The organism is Leifsonia sp. T36S-04 (genome assembly GCF_042465655.1).
GTDB lineage: Bacteria > Actinomycetota > Actinomycetes > Actinomycetales > Microbacteriaceae > Leifsonia.
In genome coordinates, this window is the sequence record NZ_CP146286.1 from 3,094,960 (window position 1) to 3,114,859 (window position 19,900).

The following is a 19,900-nucleotide window of genomic DNA, read 5'->3' on the forward strand; positions in this document are numbered from 1 at the left end:
CGCTACGTTCTGACCGGCGTCTGCGCGGGCTCCGGCATGACGAGGAGCCCGTTCGGCCGGTGCGTTCCATCCATCAGAGCTTCCAGCCACTCCCGGTTCAGGGGTGCGATCGTGGCTTCGTCGTAGCGGAAGCGGATGGGCAAGCCGTTGTCCACCCAGATCGCCTCCCGCCCGCCGTCTCCGTCGGGCACCCAGCTGAGGGCGAAGCTCTCCCGCCGGCGCAGCTTGGTGGTGACGACGACCTGCAGGTGCGACAGCAGCCGATCGCCGAAGTGGTAGTCCGTGCCCCCGTAACTCAGCACTCCCATTTACGATCGCTCCTGTCCATGACGCGACGACGTCCGACGCGGAATAGTTAGTCTATACGTATAACTTTCCTGTCTAGCAATGCGCAGGCCGCAGTTATTCAAGGCCTACTCGCGCGGTCGGGCCTCCTCCAGAATGAAGGCTGTGAGCACCTACCGCCTTCAGATCTCCCCCGCCTTCACCCTTCGCGATGCAACCCAGGTGCTCGACCACATTGACCGCCTCGGCGCCGACTGGGTGTACCTCTCCCCACTGCTCGAAGCGGAACCCGGCTCGATGCACGGTTACGACGTCGTCGACCACAGCCGCGTGGATGCATCCCGCGGCGGTCCCGAGGCCCTGCGGGAGTTCGCGGATGGGGCCCACCGCCGCAACCTGAAGGTCCTGGTCGACATCGTCCCCAATCACATGGGAGTCGCGACACCTGCGGTCAACCCGTGGTGGTGGGACCTCCTGACGTATGGCAAAGAGTCCCGGTACGCCTCGTACTTCGACATCGACTGGGAGTTCGGGCACGGCCGGCTGCGGCTCCCGATCCTGGGCGACGGCCCGGACGAGGAGGACGCGCTCCGCATCGAGGACGGCGAGCTCCGCTACTACGACCACCGGTTCCCGATCGCTCCCGGGACCGGCGACGGCACTCCGCGCGAGGTGCACGACCGCCAGCACTACGAGCTGATGTCGTGGCGCCGGGCCGACGCCGAGCTGAACTACCGGCGGTTCTTCGCCGTCACGACGCTCGCGGGGCTGCGGGTCGAGGACCAGCAGGTGTTCGACGACACCCACCGCGAGATCGGCCGCTGGCTGAGCGAGGGCCTGGTGGATGGGCTGCGCGTCGACCATCCGGACGGCCTGCGCGATCCCGGTCAGTACCTGGAGCGACTCCGCGCTCTGGCGGGCGACGCCCCGATCTGGGTCGAGAAGATCATCGAGGGCGACGAGCGGATGCCCGACTGGCCGGTCCAGGGCACGACCGGCTACGACGCCCTCGGCACGATCGACCGGGTCTTCGTCGACCCCTCCGGTGAGGGCCCGCTGACGGCTCTGGCAGGCGAGTTCGACGACCGGGAGGAGAACGGCGACTGGATCGAACTCGTGCACCGCCGCAAGCGGGCCGTCGCCGACGGCATCCTGCGCTCGGAGGTGCTGCGCGTGGTCCGCGAGCTGGGCGAGGGAACCGACGAGGAGACCGCGGACGCGGTCGCCGAGCTCGCGGCCTGGTTCCCCGTGTACCGCAGCTACCTTCCGTTCGGCGCCGAGTACCTCGATGAGGCTCGCCGCGCCGCTGCCGAGTCACGGCCGGACCTCGCTCCGGTGATCGTCCGGATCACCGAGCGTCTCGGCGACCGGTTCGAGCAGACGACCGGAGCCATCATGGCGAAGGGCGTCGAGGACAACGCCTTCTACCGTTTCACGCGCCTGACCTCGCTCACCGAGGTCGGCGGCGATCCCGCGGAGTTCGCCGTCTCGCCCGAGGAGTTCCACCGGCGGCAGGAGGACCGCGAGCGGCGGATGCCGGAGTCGATGACCGCACTCTCCACCCACGACACCAAGCGCGGCGAGGACACTCGCGCGCGCATCGCCGTGCTGGCCGAGCTGCCGGGACGCTTCGAGCGGTTCCTGCGGACGGTGCGCGAGCACGTCTCCCTGGGCGACGGATCGTTGGAGAGCCTGCTCTGGCAGGCGGTCGTCGGTGCGTGGCCCGCATCCCGCGAGCGCCTTCAGGACTATGCGCTGAAGGCGGCGCGCGAGGCCGGCGCATCGACCTCCTGGACCGACCCGGACGAGCGTTTCGAGGCGCGCATGGCCGCCGCGATCGACGCAGCCTTCGACGACGACCGCGTCCGGGCCGAGGTGGAGGCGCTGGCGGCGGTCATCGAGGCCCCCGGCGCGAGCAACGGCCTGGGCGCGAAGCTGCTGCAGCTGCTCGCCCCCGGGCGGCCGGACGTGTACCAGGGATCGGAGCGGTGGGAGCGGTCGCTGGTCGATCCTGACAACCGGCGCCCCGTGGAGTTCGACGTGTCGGCCGGTCTCCTCGCCCACATCGATGAGGGATGGCAGCCCGAGATCGACTCGTCGGGCGCGGCCAAGGTGCTGGTCACCTCCCGGGCCCTCCGTCTGCTGCGCGACCGGCCGGAGCTCTTCACCGGCTATCGTCCGGTCTATGCCGAGGGCTCCCGCGCCGGGCACGTGGTCGGGTTCGACCGCGGCGGCGCCATCGCGCTCGCCACCCGCCTGCCCGTCGGCCTCTCCGCCACCGGCGGCTGGGCGGACACCACCGTCGATCTGGGGGACAACCCCGTGCGCGATGAACTGACCGGCCGGGAGCACCGCGGACGCGTCCCTGTCGCGTCCGTGTTCGAGCGGTACCCGGTCGCACTGCTGGCGGTGACCCGATGACCGGCGGCCAGAGCGAGCGGCGGTTCGCCGTCTGGGCACCGACGGCTCGGACCGTGGATGTCGTCATCTCCGGGCTCGGGACGTTCCCGCTCACGGCGATCCCCGCCACGGACACGGATCCGGCCGGAGGCTGGTGGGAGCTCGCCGAGTCGCCCGGTCTCCCGCAGGGTGAAGCGGACTACGGCTTCGTGGTCGACGGGGAGGGCCCCTTCCCCGACCCCCGGTCCCGCCGCCAGCCCCGCGGCGTCCACGAGTTGAGCCGCGAGTTCGACCCACGCGGCCACACCTGGGCCGACGGCGCGTGGGAGGGCCGTGACCTGACGGGCGCGCTGATCTACGAACTCCACATCGGCACCTTCACTCCCGAGGGCACCCTCGACGCGGCCGTCGCGCGCCTCGACCATCTGGTCGACCTCGGCGTCGACGCCATCGAAGTGCTGCCGGTGAACGCGTTCAACGGCACGCACAACTGGGGGTACGACGGCGTGCTGTGGTACGCCGTGCAGGAGCAGTACGGCGGACCGGCGGCGTATCAGCGCTTCGTCGACGCCTGCCACCAGCGCGGCCTGGCGGTGATCCAGGATGTCGTCTACAACCACTTCGGTCCGAGCGGCAACTACCTGCCGAAGTTCGGTCCGTATCTCGGTCAGGGCGCGAGCACCTGGGGCGTGAACGTCAACCTCGACGGCCCGCTCTCCGACGAGGTGCGGCGCTACATCCTCGACAACGCCGAATACTGGCTGCGCGAGCTGCACGTCGACGGGCTGCGGCTGGATGCGGTGCACGCGCTGCAGGACCACACCGCCACGCACATCCTCGAGGAGCTCGCGGTGCTCGCCGACGAGCTCGCCGGCGAGACCGGGCGACCGCGCACCCTCATCGCGGAGAGCGACCTCAACGACCCCAAGCTGATCCGCAGGCGCTCGCATCACGGATTCGGGCTGCACGCCCAGTGGGACGACGACGTGCACCACAGCATCCACGCCAACCTCACGGGTGAAGCCACCGGATACTACGCGGACTTCGCCGTACCGGATGCGCTGGTCCGCGTCTTCCAGCGTGGCTTCTTCCACGACGGGACCTGGTCGAGCTTCCGCGAGCGTCACCACGGCCGTCCCCTCGACGCGGACATCCCCTTCCGCCGCCTGGTCGCCTTCAGCCAGGACCACGACCAGATCGGCAACCGTGCCGCGGGCGACCGGCTGACGGCCACCCTCGACCCGGCCCGATTGGCCGTGGCTGCCGCGCTCACGCTGCTCGGGCCCTTCACGCCGATGCTGTTCATGGGAGAGGAGTGGGCGGCGACCACGCCGTGGCAGTTCTTCACGTCGCACCCCGAACCCGAACTCGGCACCGCGACGGCCGAGGGCCGCATCGCAGAGTTCGCGAAGATGGGCTGGGATCCGGCGGTCGTCCCCGACCCCCAGGACCCCCAGACCTTCGAGCGATCGAAGCTCGACTGGACGGAGCGCGACCGACCGGAGAACGCGCGGATGCTGGACTGGTACCGCACCCTGACGGCGCTCCGCCGGACCGTGCCGGTGGACGCTCCCGCAGAGGACGTCGCGTACAGCGACGGCATCTTCCGCTTCGCCCGGGGCGGTCTGCTCGTGGAGGTCAGCCTCTCCGGCACCGGCCTCGGCCCGGCGCCCTCAGACGCCGTCGCTGCCTTCGGCGAGGCGGTGCGCGTGACCCGGGTGTGATCAGGGCGAGATTGATACACTGAGGTACCAGTTGGTACAGCAGGAGGCGAAATGGCCATGAACCTGCGGCTTGACGCCGCGCACGAAGAGCTTCTCGAAACGCTGGCGCGCGCCGAGCACCGGACGAAGACCGAGGTCGTGAAGCTCGCGCTCGAAGAGCGCGCCGCCCGACTCGACACGTCTGCGCGCACCCGGGCGATCATGGACCGCATCCTCGCGGAGGACGCAGCGCTGCTCGACGCACTCTCCCGGTGACCGAGTACCTCCAGCCGCGAGATGTGCGTGGGCTGATCCAGCAGCTCGGCTTTCACGTACGCGATAGCAATCTCCTGCTGTCCGCTCTTGCAGCACCGCTGCCCGTGTTCGGCGAGGAGGTTTATCACGGCGAGCTCGCCAAGGCCGCGGCTCTGCTCGTCGCTATCAACCGCAACCATCCACTCGCCGACGGCAACAAGCGCCTCGCATGGATCGTCGCAAAGACCTTCCTGGCGCTGAACGGTTTTCATCTGGCCAGCGGGCCGGTCCACGAAGCCGACGTCTTCATACGCCGCGTAGCCGACGGGAGCGCCGAGCATGTCGAGGTGGTGACGTGGATGGAGGCGCGGGTTTCACCGTTATGAGCCGCGTCTAACGTCCCGGCCGCTCCGTGTCAATGCCTGGAGGGAGCGTCGCGCCCCCGGTATCGTGGCGGTCTACCGCCGATCGGAGACACCGTGTCCCTGCCCCGTCCCCTGTACTGCTGCCCGCCCGGCAGCCGAGTTTGCGACGGAGCAGACCGATGACCGCCGGCTCCACGCCGTACCCGCTGGGGATCACCCTGCGCGAGGGCGGCGCCAATGTCGCTGTCTACAGCGAGCACGCAGACACAGTGATCGTCTCGCTCTTCGACGGGCGCGGCCGCGAGAAGCAGACCCAGCTGACCGACCGCACTGGACACGTCTTCCACGGCTTCGTCCCCGGTCTGGTCCCGGGCACCCGGTACGGACTTCGCGTCGACGGCCCGTGGGACCCGGCCAACGGTCTCCGGTTCTCGCCCGCCAAGGTGCTGCTCCCCCCGCACACGCGTGCGGTCACGGGCTCCTGGGACAACACCCAAGCCGTGTTCGGCCACCAGCTCGGGCGCCCCCGGCGCCGCAGCGACACCAACGGCGCACGCCACGTCGCGCTCGGCGTCGCGATCGACCGCCAGGAGTTCGACTGGGGCGACCACGAGCGACCCCACACGCCGCTGAGCGAGACCATCATCTACGAGATGCACGTGAAGGGCTTCACGAAGCTGATGGAGTGGGTGCCGGAGGAGTTCCGCGGCACCTACGCCGGTCTGGCCCACCCCGCCGCGGTGGAGTACCTCAAGAACCTCGGCGTCACGGCGGTCGAGCTCCTCCCCATCCACCAGTTCGTCCAGGATGCGCACCTGAAGGAGAAGGGCCTCCGCAACTACTGGGGCTACAACTCCATCGGCTTCTTCGCACCGCACAACGAGTACGCCGCGACCGGCGACACCGGTCACCAGGTGGACGAGTTCAAGGGCATGGTGAAGGCACTCCACGCGGCCGGCATCGAGGTGATCCTGGATGTGGTCTACAACCATACCGCCGAGGGCAACGACATGGGGCCGACCTACAGCTTCAAGGGCATCGACAACCCCTCGTACTACCGGCTGGTCGAGGGCGACGCGGCCCACTACTTCGACACCACCGGAACCGGCAACAGCTGGAACGTCAGCCACCCGGCGGCGCTTCAGGTGATCATGGACTCGCTGCGTTACTGGGTCGAGGACATGCACATCGACGGCTTCCGCTTCGACCTGGCCACGACCCTGACCCGGCAGGGCGGCGACGCGAGCCTGCACAGCGCGTTCCTCACGCTCATCCAGCAGGACCCGACACTCGCCGGGGTGAAGATGATCGCCGAGCCGTGGGATACGGCCGGCTACCAGCTGGGCGGTTTCCCGGCCGACTGGTCGGAGTGGAACGGGAAGTTCCGGGACGACGTGCGCGACTTCTGGCGGGGTGAGCCCGGCGTCCTCTCGACCCTCTCGCAGCGTGTGCTCGGAAGCCCGGACATCTATGAGGACTCGAGGCGCGCGCCGCTCTCCAGCGTCAACTTCGTCACGGCGCACGACGGGTTCACCCTGGCGGACCTCACCAGCTACAACGAGAAGCACAACGAGGCCAACGGCGAGGACAACCGCGACGGCGAATCGGACAACCGGTCCAGCAACTACGGCGTCGAGGGTCCCACCGACGACCCGGGCATCACCGCCTTCCGCATCCGGCAGCGCAAGAACTTCCTGGCCACCGTGCTCCTGTCGGCGGGCGTGCCGATGATCCTCGGCGGCGACGAGATCGGCCGGACCCAGCGGGGCAACAACAACGCGTACTGCCAGGACAACGAGATCTCCTGGTTCGACTGGCAGAACGCCGACTGGGACCTGCACGCGTTCACGTCGAAGCTGATCCGGCTGCGGCGCTCCGAGCCGGCACTGCGACCGGTCTGGTACCGCCATGCACCGGAGGTCGGCGGCCCCGATGTGGTCTGCATCCTGCGCGCCGACGGCGAGCCGTTCGCCGACGAGGACTGGGGCGACCCGGATGCGCGGACCATCGCCTTCGAGCTGCGTCACGAGGGGGCGGACTCGTTCCTGCTGATGCTGAACGCCGCCGGAAACGGCGTGGAGTTCGTGCTGCCGGAGGCCAGGGGCGCGGACTGGGAGCTGGAGCTCTCGAGCGACCCCGAGCTGACTCTCGCCGACGGCGAGAGCGTCATCCTCGGCGAGTCGTCCTTCGCCCTGCTGAGGTCTCGGAACAGCTGATGGCCGACTCGACCATCCCTGCGCTGCTGGGGCGATACCGTCCGCAGCACGTGATCGGCCGCGGCGGCGAGGCGAGCATCTTCCGCGCCACGGACGAGCTGCTCGGACGGGAGGTCGCCATCAAGCTCTACCGTTCCGGCGGCGAGGAGGAGATGGCTCAGTACCGCACCGAGCAGGCGGCGCTCGCGCGCCTCAGCCACCACGGGATCGTGTCGCTGATCGACGCGGGGATCGACTACACCGCGCCGAAGGACCCGCGCCCGTTCCTCATCATGGAGCTTGTCTCGGGAACCGACCTCGCCGCCGTCCTGGACGAACGGGAGCTGACGCTTGAGGAGACGGCCGAGATCGCGTACGACATCTCCGAGGCGCTGGAGTACGTGCACGCCAACGGCGTCGTCCACCGCGACATCAAGCCGTCGAACATCATGCTCGTGTCGTACGGCACCACCACGTTCCGCGCCCGCGCACGGCTGACGGACTTCGGAATCGCCAGCGGAATCACGGGCGTGGCGGCTCAGCCCGACGAGGGCAAGACGACCGGGACGGCCGCCTATCTGAGCCCCGAGCAGGCGATGCGCCAGCCGGCCACCCCGGCGAGCGACATCTACTCCCTGGGCCTCGTCCTGCTGGAGTGCTTCACGCGCACGGTGACCTACCCGGGCGACGCGGTGGAGGCGGCCCTTGCGCGCCTCGACCACGAACCGCCGGTGCCGCAGAACCTGCCGGACGACTGGACGCGCATCCTGCTGGCCATGACCTCCAGCGATCCGGCGGAGCGACCCACCGCCGAGCAGCTGACCCCCCTGTTCCGGGAGGCGGTCATCTCGGCCGCCGGCCTGCAGAAGGTGTGACCACGGCCGGGATGGGCGATGCCGCCATCGAGGACCACGCCGCCCTGGGCGACGGCCGCACGGTCGCGCTGATCGACCGCTCCGGCACCGTCGACTGGCTGCCCATCCCGAGCCTGGACTCCCCTCCCGTCTTCGCCTCGCTGCTGGATCGGGAGAACGGCGGCCGGATGCTGCTGCATCCCGTGAGCGCGTTCGAGGCCGTGCGGCGGTACCTGCCGGGGACCAACGTGCTCGAGACGACGTTCACCACGGCGACCGGCACTGCCGTGGTCACCGACGCGCTGGTGACGGGCGTCGCCGGGCGCCTGCCCTGGCTCGAGTTGGCGCGGCGCATCGAAGGTGTCTCCGGCACGGTCGTCATGGACTGGTCGGTGGAGCCGGGAACGGTGCTCGGCACGTCGGGCCCGTGGGCCGAGCACGTCGATGGGCGTCGCATCCTGCGGGTGGGAACGGTCAACATCGGCGTCACGGGGCTGGTCGACGCCGTCGACGACACCGACGCCCCGCGCTTCGGCGGACGCATCCGCGTGACCGCGGGAAGCCGGAGGACGCTCACGATCGTCGCCACCGACGACGAGCCGCTGCACCTGCCCGACCCGGGCAATGTCGACATCGGGATCGACCGCACGGTGTCGAACTGGGAGCTGTGGTCGCGCACCTTCTCCTACTCCGGGCCCTGGGCGGACGCGGTCCAGCGCAGCGCCCTCGCGCTGAAGCTGCTGCTGTACGCACCGACGGGCGCGATCGCCGCCGCGGCGACCACGTCGCTCCCCGAGACCCCGCACGGCGGCAAGAACTGGGACTACCGGTTCGCCTGGGTGCGGGACACCGCCTACACACTTCGGGCGCTGTCCCGCTTCGGGCTCCGCGAGGAGACGCACGCCGCGATCTCCTGGCTGCTCCGCGCTGTGAAGGGCGACGATGCGGAACTGCGCATCCTGTACGGGCTGCGGGAGGAATCCTGCGCCGAGCCGCGCACCCACGATGTCCCGGGCTGGAACGACATCGGACCGGTCGTCACCGGCAACCGGGCGGCCGACCAGCTCCAGCTGGGCGTCTACGGCGACCTGCTCAGCGTCGCGCTCGCGTATGCGACGGCCGGCAACGTGCTCGACGTCCCGACCCGACGGCTCGTCTCCGACGTCGCCGACCGGGTCTGCGACGTCTGGCGCCAGCCGGACTCGGGGATGTGGGAGCTGACCGAGCTGCGCCACCACACGTCGTCGAAGATGGGGTGCTGGCAGGCCCTTCAGGCCGCGCGGCAGCTCGCGGAGTTGGGCCAGGCCGACGGCAATCCCGCGCGCTGGGAGCGCGAGGCCGACCTCATCCACGAGTGGGTCGACGAGCACTGCTGGTCGGAGAGTCTCGGCGCATACACGATGGTCGCGGGCGAGGACGAGTTGGATGCGTCGGTGCTGCTGCACGCGCCGAGCGGGTTCGACCGGGGCGAGCGGATGCGGTCCACGATCGTCGCGCTGCGCCGCGAGCTGGGCAGCGGACCGCTGCTGTACCGGTTCACCGGCGCGGCGGCCGAAGGCGAGCGGCCGTTCGTCGCCTGCTCGTTCTGGCTGGCGGCGGCGCTCGCCTGCGTCGGCGACGTGGCTGAGGCATCTGCGCTAATGGACGACCTGGTGGCGCGTGCGAACGACGTGGGCCTCTACGCCGAGATGATGGATGAGAGCGGCACCTTCTGGGGGAACTTCCCGCAGGCGCTCTCCCACCTCGGGCTCATCGACGCCGCTCTCACCATCGCCGACCTGCGGCGCTGAGACGCACCAGCCGCGTCACGATCGCACCTCCGCCCCGTCTGAGGTAAGGGGAGCACTCAACCGAGGGCTCCAGCCACCTCACGGAAGGTCGATGCAATGTCGCTCGCTCACTCTCCACAGCCGACCCGGAAAGCGGCCCGGTCCACTCATGTCCTCTACGTCGCCGTCATCGTTGCCGTCGCCGCCGGCATCGTGGTCGGTCTCATGGCGCCGGAGTTCGGCAAGAACCTGAAACCGATCGGCGACGGTTTCGTGGCCCTGATCAAGATGATGATCGCACCGGTCATCTTTTGCACCATCGTCCTCGGCGTCGGTTCGGTGGCGAAAGCCGCGACCGTCGGCAAGGTCGGCGGCATCGCGCTCGCCTACTTCATCGTCATGTCCACCGTCGCCCTGGGGATCGGCCTGGCCGTGGGCAATCTGATCCATCCGGGCCAGGGGCTGCACCTCGCCGCCGGCACCTATACGGCACCGCCTGCCGCGGCGGGCACGACCGAATTCCTGCTCGGGATCATCCCGGCCACGCTGTTCTCCTCCCTGGTGGACGGGAGCATCCTCCAGGTGCTGCTGGTCGCTCTGCTGACCGGGTTCGCGCTGCAGCGGATGGGTGAGAAGGGCCGCCCGATCCTCGACGCGATCGGCAGCCTTCAGGGCCTGGTCTTCCGGATTCTCACCATGATCATGTGGGCCGCCCCCGTCGGAGCCTTCTGCGCCATCTCCGCGGTCGTGGCCAGCGCCGGGATCGCCGCGCTGGTGGGGCTCGGCACCCTGATGGGCGCGTTCTACCTCACCTGCGCCCTGTTCATAGCGGTGATCCTCGGCGGCCTGCTCTGGATCGTCGCGGGGGCCAACATCTTCCGGCTCATGCGCTATCTCGGGCGCGAATACCTGCTGATCGTGTCGACTTCCTCCAGCGAAGTCGCCCTCCCGAGACTCATCGCCAAGATGGAGCACGCCGGGGTTTCGAAGCATGTCGCGGGGATCACCGTGCCGACGGGATACTCGTTCAATCTCGACGGGACGGCCATCTATCTGACCATGGCGAGCCTGTTCATCGCCTCGGCCCTTGGCAAGCCGATGGACCTGGGTCAGCAACTCTCCCTGCTCGTCTTCATGATCATCGCCTCGAAGGGCGCGGCCGGTGTGACGGGCGCGGGACTCGCCACCCTCGCGGGCGGTCTGCAGGCGCATCGACCCGACCTGTTGAACGGCGTCGGCTTCATCGTGGGAATCGACCGCTTCATGTCGGAGGCGCGCGCCCTGACGAACTTCACCGGCAACGCCGTCGCCACCCTGCTGGTGGGACGGTGGACGGGCGGACTCGACCGTGCCCGCATGCGCCGGGTCCTCGCGGGCGAGGATCCCTTCGTCGAGGAGCCCGAGCGGCTGACCCTGGACGCGGAGCGCGCGGAGCACGCTGAGCCTGCGGAAGCGTAGGAGCCGACCCGCTGAACCCGCCTCGGCCGAGCGGCGGGAAACGCGTGCGAAATGCACCCACGCTAGCGTCGGATGTATGACCGCTTCCCTCGTCGTCACCCGAGCCGACTTCGCCGACCCGGCCCTTGCCGAGTTCCTCCAGGCGCATCTGGACGATATGGAGCCCACCGCTCCGGCGGACAGCCGGCATGCCCTCGATCTGGCCGGGTTGCAACGACCCCATGTCCGCTTGTGGACTGCCGTGGACTCGGGGGCCATCGTCGGCACTGTCGCGCTCGCGACCCTTGAATCCGGTCACGACGAGTTGAAGAGCATGCGGACCGACCCGTTGCGCCGAGGCCAGGGCGTCGGAGCAGTGCTTCTGGATGCGGCACTCGCCGACGCGCGCTCGCGCGGCGTCCGGCGGGTGTCGCTGGAGACCGGATCGATGGACTTCTTCGCTCCGGCGCGGCGCCTCTACGAGCGGGCGGGCTTCCGCCCGTGCCCTCCCTTCGACGCGTATACCGACGACCCCAACAGCTGCTACTTCACCCTCGAGCTCTCGTAGACCGGAGGGCTCAGGCGCCGACGTAACGCGCCAGGTGCTGCCCGGTCAGGGTGGAGCCGTCGGCGACGAGATCCGCCGGTGTGCCCTCGAAGACCAACCGTCCACCGTCGTGCCCGGCCCCGTGACCGAGGTCGATGATCCAGTCGGCGTGCGCCATCACCGCCTGGTGATGCTCGATCACGATGACCGACTTGCCGCTGTCGACCAGCCGGTCGAGCAGGCCAAGCAACTGCTCCACGTCGGCGAGGTGCAGCCCGGTCGTGGGCTCGTCGAGCACGTACACGCCACCCTTCTCGGCCATGTGCGTCGCCAGCTTCAGCCGCTGCCGCTCCCCGCCCGACAGAGTAGTAAGCGGCTGGCCGATGGTCAGGTAGCCGAGCCCCACGTCCGACAGCCGTTTCAGGATGGCGTGGGCGGCCGGGAGCTTCGCGTCGCCCTCCGCGAAGAACTGCTCGGCTTCGGCGACCGGCATGGCGAGCACCTGGCTGATGTCGCGCCCGCCCAGCGTGTACTCGAGCACCGACTCGTCGAAGCGTCGCCCCTCGCACACCTCGCAGACCGTCGAGACCCCCGCCATGACGCCGAGATCGGTGTAGATCACCCCGGCGCCGTTGCAGTTGGGGCAGGCACCCTCGGAGTTGGCGCTGAACAGCGCCGGCTTGACGCCGTTGGCCTTGGCGAACGCCTTGCGGATCGGTTCGAGCATTCCCGTGTACGTCGCCGGATTGCTGCGCCGCGATCCGCGGATCGCCCCCTGGTCGACGGCCACGACGCCGTCCCGCGGGGCGACCGACCCGTGGATGAGCGAGCTCTTGCCCGACCCTGCCACCCCGGTCACGACGACCAGCACGCCGAGCGGGATGTCGACATCCACACCCTGCAGGTTGTGCTCGCGGGCCCCGCGGACCTCCAGCGCCCCCTTCGGAGTCCGCACCGTCTCTTTGAGCCGGGCGCGGTCGTCCAGATGCCGACCGGTCAGCGTGCCGCTCGCGCGAAGCGCCTCGACCGTCCCCTCGAAGACGACCTCGCCGCCCTGCGACCCGGCCCGCGGCCCGAGGTCGACGACATGGTCGGCGATGGCGATCGCCTCCGGCTTGTGCTCGACGACCAGCACCGTGTTCCCCTTGTCGCGCAGCTGCTGGAGCAACTCGTTCATCCGCTGGATGTCGTGGGGGTGCAGGCCGACCGTCGGCTCATCGAAGACATACGTGATGTCGGTGAGCGACGACCCGAGGTGCCGGATCATCTTCGTGCGCTGCGCCTCGCCTCCCGAGAGCGTGCCGGAGGGGCGGTCGAGTGACAGGTAGCCCAGCCCGATGTCGACGAAGGAGTCGAGCAGGTGCTGCAGGTTCCGGAGCAGAGGCGCGACCGACGGCTCGGTGAGGGAACGAACCCAGTCGGAGAGGTCGGTGATCTGCATCGCGCACGCGTCCGCGATGCTGATTCCGGCGATCTTCGAGGATCGCGCACCCTCGCTCAGCCGCGTTCCGCCGCACTCCGGGCAGGTCGTGAAGGCGACCGCTCGCTCCACGAAGGCCCGGATGTGCGGCTGCATCGCATCCACATCCTTCGACAGCAACGATTTCTGGACCTTCGGGATGAGGCCCTCGTAGGTCATGTTGATGTTCTCGATCTTGACCTTGACCGGTTCCTTGTAGAGGAAGTCCGTGCGCTGCTGCTCCGTGAAGTCGCGGATGGGCGTGTCTGCAGGCACGAAACCCGAGTTGGCGATGATCCGCACCGCCCAGCCGTCGACGGTGTAGCCGGGAATCGTGATGGCGCCCTCGGCCAGCGACTTGCTCTCATCGAACAGCTGGGTCAGGTCGATGTCGCTCACCGACCCCATCCCCTCGCAACGCGGGCACATGCCGCCCAGCTGGCTGAACTCGCGCCGCTCGGTCTTGCCGCCGACCGTGATGGCGCCCTTGCCGGTCACCGAGGGGATGTTGAACGAGAACGCCTGCGGCGACCCGATATGCGGCTGCCCCAGCCGACTGAAGAGGATGCGCAGCATCGCATTCGCGTCGGTGACGGTACCGACCGTCGAGCGGACGTTGGCGCCCATCCGCTCCTGGTCGACGATGATCGCGGTGGTCAGTCCTTCGAGCACATCCACGTCCGGCCGGGCGAGGGAGGGCATGAACCCCTGGACGAACGAGCTGTAGGTCTCGTTGATCATCCGCTGCGACTCGGCGGCGATCGTGCCGAACACGAGCGAGCTCTTGCCCGAGCCGGACACCCCGGTGAACACCGTGAGCCGCCGCTTCGGCAGCTCGACGCTGACATCTTTCAGGTTGTTCTCGCGTGCCCCCTGCACGCGGATCACGTCGTGGCTGTCGGCCGTAGCGGTCATGTCGGTTCCCTCCGTCGAGCGCGACCCACGCTATCTCAGGAGGCCGGAGCCGCGGGATGCACGGTGTACCGGAGCCGCGCGAACTGGCCGATTGCGGTCGCCGACTCGAGACGGAGGCGGTCGGACTCCACCCGTCGCGGGAACAGCGGCGCTCCACCGGCGAGCGTGACCGGCGCGATCGACACCGCCAACTCGTCCAGCGCACCGGCGTCGAAGAACTGCCCGGCCAGGTCGCCACCGCCGACGACCCAGATGTCGCCGCCGGCAGCAGCCTCGCGGATGGCAGGCAGCGCATCCATCACCGACCCCGACACGAACCGGATATCGGCGCCCTCGGGCACCGGCAGCTCGTGGTGCGTGAACACGAAGGCGGGCCGGGTGCCGTGGAACTCCTGCCACTTCTCGGGAGAGCTGAGGATGTCGGACTCGCGCAGCACCCACTCGTACGTCGTGCGCCCCTCCACCATCACGGTCGCCCCCGAGGGCAGCAGCTCGGCGTCCGGCACCTCGCCGCCCTCGACCGCGAAGAGCCAGGCCAGCGAGTCGTGCTCGTCGGCGATCCACCCGTTGAGGGTCGCCGCCGTGTCGAAGATAATCCTCCCCATGCCGCGACGGTACCGGGTACCACCGACACGGTGGGAGCATGGGCCCCATGGATGCCGTCGACGCACTGAACGAGATCGCCTTCTGGCTGGAGCGGGAACTCGCCCCGACCTTCAAGGTGCAGGCCTTCCGGCGAGCGGCCGCGACGATCGACGGGATCGGCCAGGGGGAGCTCGCCGCACGCGTCGCCGACGGCCGGCTCAAGCGCACCAAAGGGATCGGCGACCGCACTTTCCAGGTGATCGCCCAGGCGGTCGACGGCGAGGTGCCCTCCTACCTGGCCGACCTGCGGGAGCGCAACGCCGCCCCGCTCGACACCGGCGGCATCGAGCTGCTCGCCCAGCTTCGGGGCGACCTGCACAGCCACACCGAATGGTCGGACGGCACGGTTCCGATCGAGGTCATGGCTGCGGCCGCCGCCACCCTGGGCCGCGAGTACCAGGCGATCACGGACCACTCCCCCACCCTGACCGTCGCCAGCGGTCTGAGTGCGGAGCGGCTGCAGGAGCAGCTGGACGTCATCGCCGGCCTCGACACCGGATCCCTCACCCTGCTCACGGGCATCGAGGTCGACATCCTCGAGGACGGCACTCTCGACCAGACCCCGGAACTGCTGACGCGGCTGGATGTGGTGGTCGGCAGCGTCCACTCGAAGCTGCGCTCTGACAAGCGGACGATGACGAAGCGGATGCTCGGCGGGATCCGGGACCCGCACACCAACGTGCTCGGCCACTGCACCGGCCGGCTGGTGCAGGGCTCGCGGGGAACGCGTCCGCCCTCCGAGTTCGACGCGGACGCGGTGTTCGCCGCGTGCGTCGAGAACCAGGTCGCGGTGGAGATCAACTCGCGGCCCGAGCGACAGGATCCGCCGGACGACCTCATCCAGCGCGCCCTCGACGCCGGGTGCTACTTCTCGATCGACACGGACGCGCACGCGCCCGGCCAGCTCGACTTCCTCGCGTACGGCGCCGCGCGCGCGGTCGCCAACGGTGTGCCCGCAGACCGCATCATCACCACCTGGCCCCTCGAGCGCCTCCGCACCTACCTCGCCAAGTCCTGACCCGCTCCCCCACCAATCAAGCCCCGAAGTGCACCTTCTGGCGCCTATTCGGCGGCATTACCCGCCACAACGTGCACCTCGACGCAGTCAGACGAGAAGGGAGGGGTCAGAGGCCCCAGGCGGAGGCGGGGGCCTGCACGATGTCGACCGGGCGCGTGCTCCAGTGCGTCCCGTTGCCGTAGTGGCTGGTGGCCCACGGGCTCGCCCAGATCGCGGCGGCCGTGGCGTCGGCCGACGTGCCCGCCTGCAGCCCCGCCACGATCTCCGGGTAACCCCGCTGCAGGTTCTTAGCGCAGTACTCCGCCGCCGTGACCAGGTCGGGGTAGCTGCCGAGTCCGGCGCCGCCGCCCGAGCCGTAGCCGTTGTTCAGGGGGTTGTTGCGGTTCCACCAGTCGGGCGGCCCGTTCTCCTGCCGCATCCATCGCAGCATGACCGTGACGTTCGCGTCGGTCTGCGGCCAGCCGCCGAACATCAGGACGAGCTTGGCCCACGCTTCGTTCGTGCCGACCCGCGCGAGGGTCTGGAGCCCGTCCGTCGCGCTGAGGTTCTCGCGGTTGACGACCGGGGCGGCGATCGTCGCATCCACCAGCAGCTGCTGGGCGGGCGCCTGCCCGGGCGTGCGCTCGCCGGGAACACCCGGAGCGCCGGGCGCCAGGGTCGTGGACGGTGCGATCCGCAATGTCGAGGCGAGCGCCTCGTCCGTCGGCACGATGGAGAATCCGCACACGAGTCCGATGACGGCGAACGTCACCCCGATCCGGTAGTGCAGCGGCATCGCCGGACGGCGCTTGTGCCTCGGCAACCGGATGCGCACCCGCTGCGTCGGCACGGCGGCACGACGGCCGGTCGAGCGGCCGCGGGGGCGGAGAGGGGCGGATGCGGAGGGCATACCCGTCGAAGGGTACCAGCGTCCCGCTGAATCGCCACCGGGAGCGACTATCGCGCGACGTCGTTCAGACGCTCGAGGAGTTCCGCGAGCCGGCGCACGTCGCCCTCGTCCCAACGCCGCAGGCTGCGATACAGGTTGGCCTGATCGGCCGCGCGCACCTCATTGACCTTCTCGATGGCGACAGGCGTCGCGGCCAGGAAGCTCGCCCGACGGTCGGTCGGGTCGGTCTGCCGCTCGACGAAGCCCATGTCTTCGAGGATTCGCACCTGCCGGCTGATCACGCTCTTGTCGGTGTAGAGCATGGTCGCCAGCGCGCCCGCGTGGACGGGTCCGCTGCGGACGATCGTGCTGAGTAGTTTGTACCCGCCGGGCTGGAGGTCCGGGTGGATGTGCGACGCGCGATCCCGCATCGACATGCTCACCTGGTTGAACAGCCGGGTGAACTGCTCCTCCACATCGGCGATCGCCCGGTCGGCGGAGGCCGCAGGGGCCTCCGCCACCCGTCCCGTGTTGTCCATGGCCGTGATCCTAACGCGCCCGTCTAGCGGTCGTTCCCAGCGCCCGGTTCGGTACCCGGCGCCCGCCTGGCCGCCGCGACCGACCCGGTGACCGGCGCTCCGATCAGGGCCTCGGCGACCTCGAGGGCGTCCTCCTCGGCGGCCTCCAGAGGGCTGTCGGCACCCGCAGCCTTCTCGTTCATCCGCTCGATCGCCGTCTTCGTTCCCAGCGTGATGTTCGGCAGGAACAGGATGGCGACGATCGTCACGATCGCGAGCGGGACGGCGATGAGGAAGATGCCCGCCACCGCCTGGCCGTAGACCGACTCCACGATGGTCCGGACGGCGACGGGGAGGTGGTTCACCTCGGGCAGCGTGCCCCCCTGCAGCGACTGCAGGGCCGTGAGCCCGGCCGGTCCGCTCTTCGCGGCGGCCGCCAGCAGGTCGTCCTTGCGATCGCTCATCATGTTGACGACCGTGGAGCCGAGCACACTGCCCATGACCGAGACGCCGATGGTGCCGCCGAGGCTGCGGAAGAACGCCACGTTCGAGCTGGCCGCACCCAGCTGCTCGGGCTGGACCGTGTTCTGGACGATCAGCACCAGGTTCTGCATCACCATTCCGACGCCGGCGCCGAGGATGAGCATGTAGAGGGACACCAGCACATAGTTGGTGTCGTAGGAGATGGTGCTCATCACGTAGAGACCGACGGTCAGCAGGACCGAGCCCACGACCATGAACGCCTTCCACTTGCCGAACCGGCTGATCAGGTTACCGACGATCATCGACGAGAGCAGCAGGCCGAAGATCATGGGCAAGGTCAGCAGCCCGGACTCCGTCGGGCTCGCGCCGCGGGCGAGCTGCATGTACTGGCCCAGGTAGACCGAGGTCCCGAACATGGCGACGCCGACCGAGATGGACGCGATGACGGCCAGCGTGAACGTGCGGTTCTTGAACATCCCGAGCGGGATGATCGGCTCCTTCACCACCAGCTCGGTGACGACCATGGCCACCAGCAGCACGACCGCTCCTCCGACCATCCAGAAGGACTGCGGGCTCCACCAGTCGAAGTTCTTGCCGGCGAGCGACACCCAGACCAGCAGGAGCGAGACGCCGGAGGCGAGGAAGGCCGCACCCAGGTAGTCGACCCGGACCTTGCGGGCCGGACGCTTCGGGAGCTTCAGCGTGTACTGGAGCAGGATGATCGCGAGGATCGCGACGGGGACGCCGACGAAGAAGTTCCAGCGCCAGCCGACCGAGTCGGTGAGGAGCCCGCCGATCAGCGGTCCGCCGACCGTGCCGACGGCCATGATGCCGCCGAAGAGTCCCATGTACCGGCCGCGCTCACGCGGGCTGATGATGTCGGCCATGATGATCTGGCTGAGGGCGGTCAGGCCACCGGCGCCGAGGCCCTGGACGACCCGGAAGCCGATCAGCATCGTGGTGTCCTGCGAGAAGCCGGCCAGCGCCGAGCCGACGACGAACAGGCCGAGGGCGAGCTGGATGAGCAGCTTGCGATTGAACAGGTCCGCCAGCTTGCCCCAGATCGGGGTGGAGACGGTGGTCGCGAGCAGGGTGCTCGTGACGACCCACGTGTAGGCCGTCTGGTCGCCGTGCAGCTCGGAGATGATCCGCGGCATCGAGGTCGACACGACCGTGCCCGCGAGGATCGAGACGAACATCCCGAGCAGGAGCCCGGAGAGGGATTCGAGCACCTGGCGGTGCGACATCACGACTGGTGAGCCATCCCTGGAGAGAGTGGTGGACATGCAGATCCTTCAGAACTATTGGTTGACGAGAATCAACTATATACGATTAGGTGACCAACGTCAACTAATCGCCGACTGAGCGTCCTCATAGGCGCCCGTGGGGCATCCCCAGTCTTCGGCGGCGAGCTCTCCCTAGGCTCGAGGGATGGACTCCCGTCGCCCGCGCACCTGGTCGCTCGTCACGCCTGCCCACTGGATCGTGTGGACGGTCGTGCTCTTCGTCCTCACCATCGGCCTGGGCCTGGCCGCGAAGGCGCTGCCGGCGTTGCGGCTGGCGGGACTCGACAGCGCGGTGAACCGGGTCAACTCGCCGCTGCTCGATGACGCCGCCCTGGTGCTCGACCGGCTGGACCACCCCGTGGTCGTCGCGGTGATCCTGGCGGCGGTCTTCGTGGTGCTGCTCTTCGCGGTGGGATGGCGCAGGGCGCTGGGCGCCTGCGTCACCACGGGAGCGGGCTGGCTGACGACGCTCGTCGTGAAGACGATCGTGGCGCAACCGCGCCCCTCGACCGGCGGCCTGACCCACCTGCTCCACATCTCCCCCGCCACACTGAGCTACCCGAGCGGGCACGTGGTCTTCGCGGTGGCCCTCGTCAGCGCGCTGGCGATGGTCTGCCGCGGCACGCGCTCCCGCACGATCGTCCTCATCGTCGGCGCCCTGTTCGTGCTCGCCGTGGGCTGGTCGCGCCTCTACGTGGGAGTTCATTACGGCACCGACGTGGTCGGCGGTGTCCTGAACGGCGTCGGCGGCGCCCTGCTCATCGCCGGGCTGTGGAACCTCGCGACGCGAGGCCGGGGGCGCCCCACCCCGAGGTAGAGGGAGCCTGCGAAACGGATTCGGCCGTTTCGCGTCACGATCCGGCAGCGGGTGCGTCTTAGTCAATAAACCCCGCAATGC

The 19,900-nt window shown here is 69.2% G+C and carries 17 protein-coding genes; 11 read left to right on the forward strand and 6 right to left on the reverse strand.

All coding sequences use genetic code 11. The features are described from left to right. Positions 1-2: 2 nt before the first annotated feature. The gene (locus P3F85_RS15090) at positions 3-308 is read right to left on the reverse strand and encodes a hypothetical protein (protein WP_374008665.1); all 306 of its coding nucleotides are present in this window, start codon (positions 306-308) and stop codon (positions 3-5) included. Positions 309-441: 133 nt separating this feature from the next. On the opposite strand from P3F85_RS15090, the gene treY reads away from it, so the two are divergent. The 9 genes from treY to P3F85_RS15135 all read left to right on the forward strand — a co-directional run bounded on the left by treY (position 442) and on the right by P3F85_RS15135 (position 11,831). Continuing rightward, positions 442-2,706, forward strand: coding sequence for a malto-oligosyltrehalose synthase (gene treY, locus P3F85_RS15095; RefSeq protein ID WP_374008666.1), 2,265 nt, complete (start codon positions 442-444; stop codon positions 2,704-2,706). After that, positions 2,703-4,409, forward strand: a complete 1,707-nt coding sequence (gene treZ, locus P3F85_RS15100) for a malto-oligosyltrehalose trehalohydrolase (RefSeq protein ID WP_374008667.1) — start codon at positions 2,703-2,705, stop codon at positions 4,407-4,409. The genes treY and treZ overlap by 4 nt, the downstream gene beginning before the upstream one ends. 51 nt (positions 4,410-4,460) lie before the next feature. After that, positions 4,461-4,664 carry a hypothetical protein gene (locus P3F85_RS15105; protein ID WP_374008668.1) on the forward strand — a complete coding sequence of 68 codons (204 nt, stop codon included), beginning with the start codon at positions 4,461-4,463 and terminating at the stop codon, positions 4,662-4,664. Continuing rightward, positions 4,661-5,029, forward strand: coding sequence for a type II toxin-antitoxin system death-on-curing family toxin (locus P3F85_RS15110; RefSeq protein WP_374008669.1), 369 nt, complete (start codon positions 4,661-4,663; stop codon positions 5,027-5,029). Before P3F85_RS15105 ends, P3F85_RS15110 begins: the two co-directional genes overlap by 4 nt. A gap of 158 nt (positions 5,030-5,187) precedes the next feature. After that, the gene (glgX, locus tag P3F85_RS15115) at positions 5,188-7,224 is read left to right on the forward strand and encodes a glycogen debranching protein GlgX (protein WP_374008670.1); all 2,037 of its coding nucleotides are present in this window, start codon (positions 5,188-5,190) and stop codon (positions 7,222-7,224) included. Then, on the forward strand, positions 7,224-8,078 hold the full coding sequence (locus P3F85_RS15120) for a serine/threonine-protein kinase (protein WP_374008671.1): 855 nt from the start codon (positions 7,224-7,226) through the stop codon (positions 8,076-8,078). Before glgX ends, P3F85_RS15120 begins: the two co-directional genes overlap by 1 nt. Before the next feature lie 11 nt (positions 8,079-8,089). After that, positions 8,090-9,847, forward strand: coding sequence for a glycoside hydrolase family 15 protein (locus P3F85_RS15125; RefSeq protein WP_374010951.1), 1,758 nt, complete (start codon positions 8,090-8,092; stop codon positions 9,845-9,847). Positions 9,848-9,943: 96 nt separating this feature from the next. Further along, positions 9,944-11,284 (forward strand): cation:dicarboxylate symporter family transporter, encoded by a 1,341-nt coding sequence (locus P3F85_RS15130; protein ID WP_374008672.1) that lies wholly within the window; start codon positions 9,944-9,946, stop codon positions 11,282-11,284. 76 nt (positions 11,285-11,360) lie between these two features. After that, positions 11,361-11,831, forward strand: coding sequence for a GNAT family N-acetyltransferase (locus P3F85_RS15135; protein WP_374008673.1), 471 nt, complete (start codon positions 11,361-11,363; stop codon positions 11,829-11,831). A 10-nt stretch (positions 11,832-11,841) separates the two neighbouring features. Here the strand turns inward: P3F85_RS15135 and P3F85_RS15140 are convergent, their stop codons facing one another. Both P3F85_RS15140 and P3F85_RS15145 read right to left on the reverse strand, forming a co-directional pair. Continuing rightward, on the reverse strand, positions 11,842-14,184 hold the full coding sequence (locus P3F85_RS15140; protein WP_374008674.1) for an ATP-binding cassette domain-containing protein: 2,343 nt from the start codon (positions 14,182-14,184) through the stop codon (positions 11,842-11,844). A 35-nt stretch (positions 14,185-14,219) separates the two neighbouring features. Further along, a complete protein-coding gene (locus P3F85_RS15145) occupies positions 14,220-14,789 on the reverse strand; it encodes a dihydrofolate reductase family protein (RefSeq protein WP_374008675.1) in 570 nt (189 codons plus the stop codon). Between the two features lie 47 nt (positions 14,790-14,836). Here P3F85_RS15145 and P3F85_RS15150 point away from each other — a divergent pair, with 47 nt between their 5' ends. Then, positions 14,837-15,847, forward strand: coding sequence for a PHP domain-containing protein (locus tag P3F85_RS15150; protein WP_374008676.1), 1,011 nt, complete (start codon positions 14,837-14,839; stop codon positions 15,845-15,847). A 106-nt stretch (positions 15,848-15,953) separates the two neighbouring features. Here P3F85_RS15150 and P3F85_RS15155 read toward each other — a convergent pair whose 3' ends face one another. Genes P3F85_RS15155 through P3F85_RS15165 form a run of 3 tightly spaced genes read right to left on the reverse strand, consistent with a single transcriptional unit; the run spans position 15,954 to position 18,963 of the window. Then, entirely contained in the window at positions 15,954-16,736 is a 783-nt protein-coding gene (locus P3F85_RS15155) for a hypothetical protein (RefSeq protein ID WP_374008677.1), read from the reverse strand. Positions 16,737-16,783: 47 nt separating this feature from the next. Continuing rightward, positions 16,784-17,254, reverse strand: a complete 471-nt coding sequence (locus P3F85_RS15160; RefSeq protein ID WP_374008678.1) for a MarR family winged helix-turn-helix transcriptional regulator — start codon at positions 17,252-17,254, stop codon at positions 16,784-16,786. Positions 17,255-17,277: 23 nt separating this feature from the next. Next, complete coding sequence (locus tag P3F85_RS15165; protein WP_374010952.1) at positions 17,278-18,963, reverse strand: MDR family MFS transporter; 1,686 nt, start codon at positions 18,961-18,963, stop codon at positions 17,278-17,280. Positions 18,964-19,147: 184 nt separating this feature from the next. On the opposite strand from P3F85_RS15165, the gene P3F85_RS15170 reads away from it, so the two are divergent. After that, a complete protein-coding gene (locus tag P3F85_RS15170) occupies positions 19,148-19,819 on the forward strand; it encodes a phosphatase PAP2 family protein (protein ID WP_374008679.1) in 672 nt (223 codons plus the stop codon). Positions 19,820-19,900: the final 81 nt, after the last annotated feature.